Source organism: Bradyrhizobium hereditatis, from assembly GCF_020329435.1.
Lineage (GTDB): Bacteria > Pseudomonadota > Alphaproteobacteria > Rhizobiales > Xanthobacteraceae > Bradyrhizobium > Bradyrhizobium hereditatis.
Window position 1 is genome coordinate 188,097 of sequence record NZ_JAGKJK010000012.1, and the last position, 12,046, is coordinate 200,142.

Annotated in this window: 12 protein-coding genes; 5 read left to right on the forward strand and 7 right to left on the reverse strand. The window is 61.3% G+C overall.

The features are described from left to right. Positions 1-28: 28 nt before the first annotated feature. On the forward strand, positions 29-1,330 hold the full coding sequence (hslU, locus tag J6524_RS26690) for an ATP-dependent protease ATPase subunit HslU (RefSeq protein WP_225676108.1): 1,302 nt from the start codon (positions 29-31) through the stop codon (positions 1,328-1,330). 244 nt (positions 1,331-1,574) lie between these two features. Continuing rightward, complete coding sequence (locus J6524_RS26695; protein ID WP_225676210.1) at positions 1,575-2,711, forward strand: hypothetical protein; 1,137 nt, start codon at positions 1,575-1,577, stop codon at positions 2,709-2,711. A 6-nt stretch (positions 2,712-2,717) separates the two neighbouring features. On the opposite strand, the gene J6524_RS26700 is transcribed toward J6524_RS26695, so the two are convergent. From J6524_RS26700 to J6524_RS26710, 3 genes are read right to left on the reverse strand one after another with little or no spacing between them, the layout of a single operon-like run. After that, the gene (locus tag J6524_RS26700) at positions 2,718-3,308 is read right to left on the reverse strand and encodes a Smr/MutS family protein (RefSeq protein ID WP_225676110.1); all 591 of its coding nucleotides are present in this window, start codon (positions 3,306-3,308) and stop codon (positions 2,718-2,720) included. Continuing rightward, positions 3,305-4,891, reverse strand: coding sequence for a murein transglycosylase A (mltA, locus tag J6524_RS26705; RefSeq protein WP_225676112.1), 1,587 nt, complete (start codon positions 4,889-4,891; stop codon positions 3,305-3,307). The genes J6524_RS26700 and mltA overlap by 4 nt, the downstream gene beginning before the upstream one ends. Further along, a complete protein-coding gene (locus tag J6524_RS26710; RefSeq protein ID WP_225676114.1) occupies positions 4,869-5,570 on the reverse strand; it encodes a Tim44/TimA family putative adaptor protein in 702 nt (233 codons plus the stop codon). Before J6524_RS26710 ends, mltA begins: the two co-directional genes overlap by 23 nt. A gap of 447 nt (positions 5,571-6,017) precedes the next feature. On the opposite strand from J6524_RS26710, the gene secB reads away from it, so the two are divergent. Then, entirely contained in the window at positions 6,018-6,506 is a 489-nt protein-coding gene (secB, locus tag J6524_RS26715) for a protein-export chaperone SecB (protein ID WP_225676116.1), read from the forward strand. Positions 6,507-6,527: 21 nt separating this feature from the next. On the opposite strand, the gene dnaQ is transcribed toward secB, so the two are convergent. From dnaQ to J6524_RS26735, 4 genes are read right to left on the reverse strand one after another with little or no spacing between them, the layout of a single operon-like run. Beyond that, complete coding sequence (gene dnaQ, locus J6524_RS26720; protein ID WP_225676118.1) at positions 6,528-7,235, reverse strand: DNA polymerase III subunit epsilon; 708 nt, start codon at positions 7,233-7,235, stop codon at positions 6,528-6,530. A 29-nt stretch (positions 7,236-7,264) separates the two neighbouring features. Beyond that, positions 7,265-7,864, reverse strand: a complete 600-nt coding sequence (gene coaE, locus J6524_RS26725) for a dephospho-CoA kinase (protein ID WP_225676120.1) — start codon at positions 7,862-7,864, stop codon at positions 7,265-7,267. 27 nt (positions 7,865-7,891) lie between these two features. Further along, positions 7,892-8,500, reverse strand: a complete 609-nt coding sequence (locus J6524_RS26730) for a Maf family protein (RefSeq protein ID WP_225676122.1) — start codon at positions 8,498-8,500, stop codon at positions 7,892-7,894. Positions 8,501-8,510: 10 nt separating this feature from the next. Further along, positions 8,511-9,350, reverse strand: coding sequence for a pyruvate, water dikinase regulatory protein (locus tag J6524_RS26735; protein ID WP_225676124.1), 840 nt, complete (start codon positions 9,348-9,350; stop codon positions 8,511-8,513). A 442-nt stretch (positions 9,351-9,792) separates the two neighbouring features. Here J6524_RS26735 and hemJ point away from each other — a divergent pair, with 442 nt between their 5' ends. Continuing rightward, the gene (hemJ, locus tag J6524_RS26740) at positions 9,793-10,215 is read left to right on the forward strand and encodes a protoporphyrinogen oxidase HemJ (protein ID WP_225676126.1); all 423 of its coding nucleotides are present in this window, start codon (positions 9,793-9,795) and stop codon (positions 10,213-10,215) included. 253 nt (positions 10,216-10,468) lie between these two features. After that, complete coding sequence (rho, locus tag J6524_RS26745) at positions 10,469-11,734, forward strand: transcription termination factor Rho (RefSeq protein WP_225676128.1); 1,266 nt, start codon at positions 10,469-10,471, stop codon at positions 11,732-11,734. Positions 11,735-12,046 lie beyond the last annotated feature (312 nt).

The following is a 12,046-nucleotide window of genomic DNA, read 5'->3' on the forward strand; positions in this document are numbered from 1 at the left end:
CGCTACATTGGACGCCTACCTAGGACACATGACCGACTTTTCTCCCCGTGAAATTGTTTCCGAACTCGACCGCTTCATCGTCGGCCAAGCCGACGCTAAGCGTGCCGTATCGATCGCACTGCGCAACCGCTGGCGGCGGCTGCAGCTCACCGGCAACCTGCGCGAAGAGGTGTTGCCGAAAAACATCCTGATGATCGGGCCGACCGGCGTCGGCAAGACCGAGATCGCGCGGCGGCTGGCGAAGCTGGCCGGCGCGCCCTTCATCAAGGTCGAGGCCACCAAGTTCACCGAGGTCGGCTATGTCGGCCGCGACGTCGAGCAGATCATCCGCGACCTCGTCGAAGTCGCGATCATCCAGGTGCGCGAGCGCAAGCGCAAGGACGTGCAGGCCCGTGCGCAACTCGCCGCGGAGGAGCGCGTGCTGGATGCGCTGGTCGGACCGGCATCGAGTCCGGCCACGCGCGATTCTTTTCGCAGAAAGTTGCGCGCTGGCGAGCTCAACGACAAGGAAATCGAGATCGAGACGCAATCCTCCGGCGGCATGCCGATGTTCGAGATACCGGGAATGCCGGGCGCGCAGATGGGCGCGATCTCGATTGGCGATATCTTCGGCAAGCTTGGCGGTCGGACCAAGACCCGCCGCCTGACGGTCGAGGGCTCGCACGAAATCCTCGTCAACGAGGAATCGGACAAGCTCCTCGACAACGACCAGCTCGTGCTCGAAGCGATTGCCGCGGTCGAGAACAACGGCATCGTGTTCCTCGACGAGATCGACAAGATCTGCGTGCGCGAAAACCGCCTGGGCGGCGACGTCTCGCGCGAGGGCGTGCAGCGCGACCTGCTGCCGCTGATCGAAGGCACGACCGTCACGACCAAGCACGGCGCCGTGAAGACGGACCACATCCTGTTCATCGCCTCGGGCGCGTTCCATATCGCAAAACCCTCGGACCTGCTGCCGGAGTTGCAGGGCCGCCTGCCGATCCGCGTCGAGTTGGAAGCGCTGAGCCGCGACGACATGCGCCGCATCCTGACCGAGCCGGAGGCGTCGCTGATCAAGCAATACGTCGCACTGATGCAGACGGAAGGCGTGACGCTCGACATCACCGACAGCGCGATCGACGCGCTGGCGGACGTCGCGGTTGCCGTCAATTCGGCGGTCGAGAACATCGGCGCGCGGCGGCTGCAGACGGTGATGGAGCGCGTACTCGACGAGATTTCGTTCTCGGCGCCGGACCGCCACGGCGAGACCTTCAAGGTCGATGCCGAATACGTGCAGAAGCACATCGGCGATCTTGCCAAGAACTCAGATCTGAGCCGGTTTATTCTGTAACTGTTGTAGCCCGGAGCGAAGCCAACGGCTCGCGTGAATGCGCGCCCGATGACAGGCTCCGCAAAAATACGGATCGGCGTATCCGGGCGGCAAGACCCCGGAATGCGCTGCGCTCCAGCCCGGCTACGTTGATAACCACAAATCTTCGTTGTGCGGTTCGAATTGGGCCGCTATCCGTCTGAACCGCCGGCCTGCGGTTATAGCTCCCGGCTTGCGCGATCGACTGGCCGGGACGACAATGAACTTGAACTTCCGCGTCTGGGAAAACCCCTGGCGCTTGATGCTTGTCGTCAATGCGGCCGTCATGGTCGGGGTTCTTCTCTACAAGTTCGCGCTGCAGCCCTACGTCCCCTACCTTCATCTCCTGGTCGACTATCATTTCGGCTTCAGCAAGCGTGCGCTGATCGGCGCCATTGTGTCGTTGTTCACTGCCAAGGTGCCGGTATGGCTGGTGTACGCACTCGGCGGTACGGTGTGGCTTATGACAGCGGCCCTGTTCGTCCGGCTATTCCGGCGAACGTTCGGCTTCGTCCACAAGCAATTGCCGCTATTCGTGCTGATGGTGGGTTCGCCGTTCTTTCTCAAGAATTTCCTCTACACGCTGGGGCATTTCGACATCTACGGCTGCGCGGCCGCCATCTGCCTACTCCTGGCGCCGGCTCGCTCCGTTGCTTTCGTCCTCTGCGCTGCGTTGGCATCGATGGTCCTGATCCTCATTCATCACGTTCATTTCCTCATGTACGTGCCGACCATCATCGTCATCGTCGTGCTGCGCTACTATCTCGTGCAGGGCGTGACGACGCAGAACGCGATCGCGGGCACCGTCGCGGTACTCGCCATCGGCTTCTTGTTCGTCGCCACACAGTTTTGGGGAACGCTTACCGTGCCGGCGGCCGAGTTCGTCGCCCATGCCCAGAGCCGCGTCGCCGATGCCACGTCCGAGGACATGCTGCGCCACGTCCATGCCTTTGCCTACATCTGGTACCAGCCGCTTTCGCAGGAAGTCCGCGATACCTGGGAACGGATGCCTTCCAACCTCCTCGGCGTGCCGGTATTTACGCTGCTGATCTGCTTGCACGCACCGCTCTGGTGGTATTTCGAGGATTCCATTCGATTGCTCGCATCGGACCGCGACCGGCGCGTGGTCGTGGCCGCGATCATCCTCGTCAGTGCCGCCTATCTCGTCATGTTCGCGATGATCTTCGATTATTCCAGGTGGATCTCGAACTGGGCGGTATGCCTTTTCCTGATCCTGCACGCGGTGAAGATGCTGCCGTCCTCAAAGAACGCGCCGGTCATTTCGGCGAATGATCCAACGACATTGGCATTCGGCTGGATCGTGACATTGATTCCGCGCGTCGGAATCGTACGGCCGTTCTGAGAGAGTCTAATACCGCGCGCGCCTGACGCGGACGTACAGCGCGCCCTCGCCGCCATGGCCGATATGGGCCTCCTCGAAGCCGACTACCAGCGCACGGAATTCCGGCAGGCCCAGCCATTGCGGCACCTGACGGCGCAGCACGCCGCGTTCAGATTCGGCGCCCACCTTGCCCTTGCCGGTGATGACGAGCACGAAAGTCAGCCCGTCACGATGGGCGCGCTGCAGGAAGCCGAGCAGCGCGCGATGCGCGCGCGTCTGCGTCATGCCGTGGAGATCGAGCATCGCATCGATCTCTTTTCGGCCTCGCGACAGATGCGAGCGCTCGCGGCGGCCAATCGGCGCCAGCGGCGGAGGCGATGGTTTTGAAGGAGCGCCGGGCCGCGGCGCCGCGACGTGCTTCGGCGATGCGGCCGCTTTCGGCGCGGCATGACTACCGGCTTCCGCCGAAGCCATCGACAGTTTCAAGCCGCGATGCCGTTTGCGCAACGGCTTGACCTGTTTGGCGACACTCTCCCATAGCGCGCGCTCCTCCTCGGTCAGCGCGCGCTTGCGCCGCGGCGGCTCCGGCAATTCGGGAATCGACGATCGACGCTTCATCTATGATGGCGATATCGACGCAGGTGACGTTGATGAGGCTTTGCAGAGACTGCTTCGATCCTGGGCCGCGGCTCGGGCAGTGGCACCGGTTTTGCCACGGCAGCCTGGACCGTCGGGGCGTGCGAAGGTGCTGGCGCGGCCGGCGGCGACACCTGCGTCGCGGGCGTGGTACTGGTCGCCGCGGTTACCTCCGGCGGCTTCGCAGAATTCTTCTGCTCCTTGGATGGAGCAGTTTGCGGGAAAAGCTTTGCGATCTTCTCCGACGGCCGCTCGTCGGGCACCGGCATCTTGCGGCCGCGCTCGACCGGATCGAGGCTCTTCGGCACCAGAATCACGAAACGTGCATTGTGGCGCAGACGGCCGGACACCTTGCCGGCATCGGCGCCGGCGCCAAAGTAAAGATCAGCGCGAGCGGGCCCAACGATCGCAGAGCCGGTGTCCTGCGCAATCATCAGCCGACGGAACGGCGTCTTCGATTGCTCTGATGCGATCGGCAGTTCGCCTTCGATGAAGAACGGCGTGCCATAGACATGCAGCGACTTGTCGACCGCTATCGAGCGGCCCGGCGTCAGCGGCACGCCCTGCGCGCCGACCGCCTCGTCCTTGTCGGAAAGCTGCACTTCGCGGAAGAAGACGTAAGACCTGTTCTGCCGCCGCAGTTCGTCGGCCTCGTTCGGATTCTGCTCCATCCATTCCCGGATCCTCTGCATCGACATCTGATCCTTGGGGATGATGTTGCGCTCGATCAGGATGCGGCCGACCGGCGTGTAGGGAAAGCCATTGTGTGCATCGTAATTGATGCGAAGCGTCGAGCCGTCGTCGAGGCTGACGCGCGCCGACCCCTGAATCTGCGAGAACAGAAGATCGGTCTGATCCTTCAGATAGCAGATTTCGAGGCCACGGCCGGCGATGGCGCCATCCTCGATCTCGGCGCGGTCGTAATAGGGCACCAGCTTGCGGCGGCCGATCTTGCGGAACACCTGGCCCTTGTTCGGCAGCCCGGCCGACGCCTGCGTGGTGCCGCGAACAAACAGATTGGACGGCCGTCGATAGACCGGCACCTTGTAGACCTCGTTTTCGCTCCGTGAACCATCGACGATGGGTTCGTAGTAGCCGGTGACAAAGCCCTCGCCTTCGCCCAGCCGCGAGATGCGGAGCGGAAGAAAGTGCTCTTCGAAGAAGGTCCTGGCTTTTGCCTCGTCGGATAGTTCGAGGCTCCTGGCGATACGGCAGGGATCGCGTAGCGACGTACCCAGCGCCTTCGGATCCGCGGGCGGCTTCTGTTGCGCCACTATCGGCCTGCAGCTGACGCGAAACGCCTTGTAGGCAGCGAGATGATCATCCTCGCTCCAGCCCGCGATCTCGGACCAGGCGATCGGCGCATACTGGCCGCCGTTGATCTGAAACGGCAGTTCGAGCTGCGGATACGGCAGCTGGCGGGGAGGCGGCGAATGCGCCTGCTTCTGCGGACGCCCGTGGCGCGCGGCAAGCGCATCCACCGGCGCAAGCGACAGCGCCAAAGCGATCGCGCCGAACGCGAGCCTCAAAAGGTTCTGCGTCTCAGGCCGCGCTTCCAGTGCCAACCAGCTTCCAGTTCGGATCGCGAGAGCTCGTGTCGCGAGCAAACGTCCAGACATCGGTGATATCGGCGACCTTGTCAGGATTGCCGTCGACAATGGCGCCGGTTTTGTCGCGGGTGACCGAGATCATCTGCGACACGAAACGCACCGTGAGCTGCGCCGCGCGGTCACGGGCTTCCGCGCTCACCAGCTCGGCCTTGTCGATCGATACAAACCGCGTTTCGGTCTTCTGCTCGTGCTTCTCGCGATCCCTGATCACGGCTTCGAAGCTGTCATAGACCTCGGTCGATAACAGATCTTTCAGCGCGCGGCGGTCGCCATTGGCAAAGGCCAGTACGATCATCTCGTAGGCGCTGCGGGCACCGGAGAGGAAGTGCCTGGGATCGAACGAGGAGTCCTGGGCGGCGATGGCGTCCAGACCGGCCGCCAACGGCGTGCCCGGCTCGGCAATGCCCTTCCAGCGATCGGCCGGCGAGATATCGGCATTGGGCGCCAGTGGCGACTGATCGATCACCGTGCCCGGCATCGGAACGACATTATTGTTGTCCTGCGTCCGCTGGGCGACAGTAGGTGCCGCACGATCGTAGGGCCGTTCGCTCCCGGTGCGCTGTCCGAGGACGCTGCGCAGGCGCAGGAAGATGAAAACCGCCAGCGCCAGGAAGATGATGGTGTAGATATCCACGTCGTGTTCGCTTTCTGGTTCTAGGCCGGCAACGGGCCCGGCGGTCGAGCGTTCCCTTGGTGTGAGGCTCTCTTACGATGTTCCCCTGAGAACGGCAGAGATTACATCATCCATTGAGACTGCAGCATGTAGGCATGAAACTGCGCCCGGCCAATGGCGCGTTTTGGCGCGGGTTATTGTAGCGCGTTTTCGCGGTGAGGGGAAACCCGATCGTGGCCGGAAATCGCGCACATTCAATCATTTAGGTATAAAATGGGCGGTCGGCCAAGCCACATTAGGCATATCGGCCACAATTGGCGGTCCCACTGCTCTACCGCCGGTCCGTCGTCCTTGTGGAACGAGCCGGCCCTATGATAGCCACTCGCCCGGAAAAGACCTTTTCGCTGATTTGAGCGAATTCAGACGAACCCCGGGCCCGCGCTCGCGAGCGATTCAGGAGAGAGTTTCATGACCAACGGCAACGGCGCGCCTTCCGATCAGGCCCCTCCCCAGCTCAATGTGCTGGCTCAGTACACCAAGGATCTCTCGTTCGAGAATCCGAACGCTCCCTCCTCCCTGGCGCCGCAACAGCAGCAGCCGAATATCAACATCCAGATCAATGTTTCCGCGAATAATCTCTCGGAAAACGAGTTCGAGGTGACGCTCTCGATTGAGGGCAAGGCCGAAAGCGCCAGCAAGGTGATGTTCAGCTTCGAGCTGGCCTATGCCGGTGTGTTCCGCATCGTCAACGTGCCGAAGGAAAACCTGCACCCGCTCGTCATGATCGAGTGCCCGCGGCTGCTGTTCCCGTTCGCGCGCGAGATCATCGCGACCGCGGTGCGCGACGGCGGCTTCCCGCCCCTGATGCTCGATCCGGTCGATTTCGTCGGTCTGTACCGCCAGAACATGGAGCGGCAGGCTGCGGCACAGGCGGCCTCCGGCGTGAAGCCGAGCTAAAGGCCAGCGGCCGGGCGACCGCTAGACCGCCGCTACCGCGGGAAGAAAATCGTTCCAGATCGGCTTGTCGCCGAGGGTGGCGATGAAGGCGCGATGGGCCTCGCGGTCCGCGTCGGTGATTCGTGGCGCCAGCAGAACCTCGCGTTGCCGGCGCGGCATTTCGCCAATCCCGCTCGTCACCGTGACGCGGGTTTCCGCCGCTAGAATCAGCTGCGACTGCCGCGCTCCGATCAGGTCTATATAGACTTCGGCCAATAGCTCGGCATCGAGCAGCGCGCCGTGTTTGGTGCGGCGGGAATTGTCGATCGCATAGCGCGAGCAGAGATCATCAAGCCGGTTCGACACGCCCGGATGCTTGCGGCGCGCCAACAGCAGCGTGTCGACCAGCCGTTCGCGTGAGATCGGCTGCCGCTTGATACGGTCGAGCTCGGCATTGATGAAGCTGATGTCGAACGAAGCGTTGTGGATGACGAGCGGCGCGTCGCCGATGAACTCCAGGAATTCCTCCACCACCTCGGTGAACAGCGGCTTAGAGGCAAGGAATTCGGTGGACAGGCCGTGCACGGCAAAAGCTTCTGCCGGCATGTCGCGTTCCGGATTGATGTAGCGATGAAACGTCTGCCCCGTCGGCATGCGGTTGAAGATCTCGATGCAGCCGATCTCGACCAGGCGGTCGCCGCGCAGCGGGTCGAGGCCTGTGGTTTCGGTATCGAGAACAATTTCGCGCATGGATTTCCGAGGCCGGAGCTTAAGGCGAATCAGGTCCGCCGCTGCGGCATCTTAACGACCTCGGCCAGAATGTCCTTGATTCGCGCGCGCACCGGGTCCAGCCCGTGCGATGTATCCACCACGAAATCCGCGCGTTTGCACTTTTCGGCGTCCGGTAATTGCCGCGCCAGGATGGCGTCGAGCGCCTCATTGGTCATGGTACCGCGCGCCAGAATCCGTTGGCGCTGGGTCGCAGCATCGGTAGACACCACGACAACGGCGTCGACCCGCTTCTCGCCGCCGGTTTCGAACAATAGCGGGATATCCATCACCACGACCGGCGCGCCGGCCTTTTCGGCATCATCGAGAAATTTCTGGCGGGAGGCGCCGAGCATCGGGTGCACGATCTGCTCGAGCTGTTTGATGGCGGCTGGATCGTGCACCACTTTGGCGGACAGTTTGGCGCGATCGACCTTGCCGCCGACGGTAGTGCCGGGAAACGCTGCCTCGATCGCCGGCGCCGCCTCGCCTTCGTAGATTTTGTGGACGGCGGCATCTGCGTCGTACACCGGCACGCCCGCCTCGGCGAACAGCTTTGCGGTGGTAGATTTCCCCATACCGATGGATCCGGTCAGTCCGAGAATCCGCATCAACTCGCCGTTTTCAAAGCAATGAGACTAGACATTGAGCAGGCCCTCGCCGCGCAGGAATGCCAATAGCGGCAACAATGGCAAGCCGAGAATGGTGAAATGGTCGCCCTCGATGCGCTCGAACAGATGCACACCCAGCCCTTCGAGCTGATAGGCGCCGACGCTGGTTGCGACCGCCTGCCCGGCCTGATTCAGATAGGCTTCGATCTCATTGTCGCTCAGCCGCCGCATCGTCATCTTGGCAATGCTGATGTCGGCAAACACTATCTTGCCGTCGCGGGCCACCGCAACGGCGGAATGCAGTTCGTGCGTCTGGCCGGCGAGCAGGCGCAATTGATCTGAGGCCTGCGCACGGCCGGCCGGCTTCGTGAACATCCGGTTTCCCAAAGCCAGAGTCTGATCGGCGCCGACGACGTAACGGGCGGGATTGTTTGAAGATACGAAGCAGGCCTTCTCGCGCGCCAAAAGGCCCGCGATTTCGCCGGGCGCGGCAAGGCCGGAATTTTTCTGAACGGAACGTTCGTCGATATCGGCGGGAACGGCATCAAAGGAAATGCCGGCATTGGCGAGCAGCATCTGCCGCGCACGGCTTTGCGAGGCCAGTATCAGCGGATGTTGTCCACGCCAGATGGTCATTGCAGAGATATCATTCGGCATGCCGCTGCCGCTGGCGATCGGTAAACAGCTTCAGCACAGCCGCGGCAGTTTCCTCGATGGAGCGCCGCGTCACATCAAGCTGCGCCCAACTGAACCTGGCGCTCAGCTTTCGCGCATAGGCCACTTCGTCCGCTACCGCCTGGCGGTCGATGTAGTCATCATTGGGCGTGTCGGCGCCCATGCTCAGCAACCGGTTTTGCCGGACCTGGATCAGCCGCTCGGGCGTCGCGTGGAGGCTGACGACCAACGGCTTCTTTAGTGTCTCCAGTTGGCGCGGCAGCGGAATGCCCGGCACCAACGGCACATTCGCAGTACGGATGCCGCGATTGGCGAGATAGATCGAGGTCGGCGTCTTCGACGTACGGGATACGCCAACGAGAACAACGTCGGCCTCCTCCAGGCCTTCGACGTGCTGCCCGTCGTCATGCATCATGGTGTAGTTCAAGGCGTCGATGCGCTTGAAATATTCCGCGTTGAGAACGTGCTGGGCGCCTACCCTGCCCGTCGTCGCCGCGCCGAGATAGGCTTCGAACAATTGCATCACCGGCCCGATGATGGAGAGGCTCGGGATATTGATGTCCTTGCACTTGGCTTCCAGCCGGCCAACCAGATCTTTTTCCAACAGTGTGAAAAGTACGATGCCCGGCGCCTCCTCGATCTCGTCGAGCACTCGGTCGAGCTGCTTCTGGCTGCGCACCAGCGGATAGACATGTTCTACCGCGGTCACGTTGGCGTATTGCGCAGCCACCGCGCGCGCCACCGTAATCAGCGTCTCGCCGGTGGAATCGGAGACCAGATGCAGATGAAAATAGTTGCCGGTCGTGGGCACCAGAACCCCTGTGTAATCCTGTGAATCCTGTGGAGCCTGGCCGAGATGTCAGGCCCTGCGTGACGACCTCCGGGAAAACCCTCGGTTTCTTCACAGGGCGTCTCGAAGGGACAAGTCCACCGCCTGGCGGCAATGATAATGAGAAGATGTGGATTTGTCTCTTGATAAGCTGGCCACAGACCATCGCAAGCGATTGATGCAAGTGGCGTTATCCTGGACATCCATGGACCGGCCAAAAATAGCGAGGGATGTGAACAAGACCTTCAAAACGGTGGGACCGCATTGTGTGAGTCCAAATCACCGCCACTCAGACTCAAAACCTAAGATTCTAAAATTATTAGTTTAGAGAAGCGGAGCTTTGCGGATATGTCTTGCGTCCCACGTTGGCGGAGTTCTTCGCAACGCTGAGGCATCGGGAACGTTCCGGGGCGAGACGGCTGCAATGTATGAGTGGATCAAGGCGCTGCATGTGATCGCCGTCATCTCGTGGATGGCCGGCATGCTCTACCTGCCGCGGCTGTTCGTCTATCACTGTGAAGCCGAGGTCGGTTCAAAGCAGTCCGAGACCTTCAAGGTCATGGAATGGCGGCTCCTCAAGCTGATCATCAACCCCGCGATGATCGTTACTTGGTTGGCCGGGATCTATATGGCCTGGAGCGGACATTGGTACACGTCGCCCTGGTTTCACGCCAAACTGACGCTGGTGCTGGTCCTGTCGGGTGTCCACGGTTTTTTTGTCCGCTGGGTCAAGGATTTCGCCGCCGACCGGAATACCAGAAGCCAGAAATTCTACCGTATTATCAATGAAGTACCTACCATCCTGATGATTTTCATCGTCATCCTGGTGATCGTGAAGCCGTTCTAGCCTCGCTTTTCCTGAATCCGGCGGTTTCACACCAGCTTGCGAAGCAGCGGCCGATTTTCTATATTGTCTAAATCCCACCCCACGCAGGCGGATGTGGCTGCGTTCCGGTTCCTCATTGGATCGGCCGCCGCATCAGGTTTGACGCCTCACCGGCGCTTTCCTTGCTTAGATCTGCGGACCTTCCTTTTTCCGTGGCCGCTTTTTCTCAAAGCCACCTCGCACCTTCCAGAAGACACTCCACAGGACCACCCCAATGCGGGAAATGAAACTCCAAGACCTCAAATCGAAAACACCGGCCGAGCTCGTCACGTTCGCCGAAGAGAGCGGGGTCGAAAATGCCAGCACCATGCGCAAGCAGGAGCTGATGTTCGCAATTCTCAAGCAACTCGCGATCCAGGAAATCGATATTATCGGTGAAGGCGTCGTTGAGGTTCTCTCCGACGGCTTCGGCTTCCTCCGCTCTCCCGACGCCAACTACCTGCCCGGCCCTGACGACATCTACGTTTCGCCGTCGCAGATCCGCCGTTTCGGCCTTCGCACCGGCGACACCATCGAAGGCCACATCCGCAGCCCGAAAGAAGGCGAACGCTATTTCGCGCTGCTCAAGGTCAACACACTCAATTTCGAAGATCCGGAAAAGTCCAAGCACAAGGTCAATTTCGACAACCTGACCCCGCTGTTTCCGGATCAGCGCTTCCGGCTCGAGCTCGAAGACTCCACACGGAAAGACCTATCGGCACGCGTGATCGACATCGTCGCGCCGATCGGCAAGGGCCAGCGCGCTCTGATCGTGGCGCCTCCGCGGACCGGCAAGACCGTGCTGATGCAGAACATCGCGCACTCGATCACTGCCAACCATCCCGAATGCTATCTGATCGTGCTCTTGATCGACGAGCGTCCGGAAGAAGTCACTGATATGCAGCGCTCGGTAAAAGGCGAGGTGGTGTCGTCCACCTTCGACGAGCCGGCGGTGCGTCACGTCCAGGTCGCCGAGATGGTGATCGAGAAGGCGAAGCGCCTGGTCGAGCACGGCCGCGATGTTGTGATCCTCTTGGACTCGATCACGCGTCTGGGCCGCGCCTACAACACTGTGGTGCCGTCATCGGGCAAGGTGCTGACCGGCGGTGTCGATGCCAACGCGCTGCAGCGGCCGAAGCGATTCTTTGGTGCCGCGCGTAACATCGAGGAGGGCGGTTCGCTCACGATTATCGCGACCGCGCTGGTCGATACCGGCAGCCGAATGGACGAAGTCATCTTCGAAGAATTCAAGGGCACCGGTAACTCCGAACTGATCCTCGACCGCAAGGTCTCGGACAAGCGGACCTTCCCGGCGATCGACATCTCGCGCTCCGGCACCCGCAAGGAAGAGCTGATCACCGATCCGCAGCTCCTGAAGAAGATGTATGTGCTGCGCCGGATCCTCAATCCGATGGGTACGATGGATGCGATCGACTTCCTGCTCGACAAGCTCCGCAATACCAAGAACAACGCCGAGTTCTTCGACTCCATGAATACCTGAGCCGGGAAGCCGGGCTTAGGGGAGGGCGCCTCGCACCGCGGGGGCGCCCTTTTTCATGCCGCAGAGGTCAGAAGTCCGACGTTGTCGATTGGGTAACCATATAAATCATTGAATTCTATGCGGTTTGTTCTCCTGAGGCGGTGCCTGGGCACAAAACCGCGAAAACAACCCCATGCAAAGTAGAATGAGCCCGAACTTGCTCCACTAATGCTGCTTTGTGTCCGGGCAGGAGATCGTCCGTCGCGACGGACCGGCCGACCTCTGCGTTGTCGCTCACCGCTCGAAATCGCGTTGCCTTTTCAGGACCTCCCG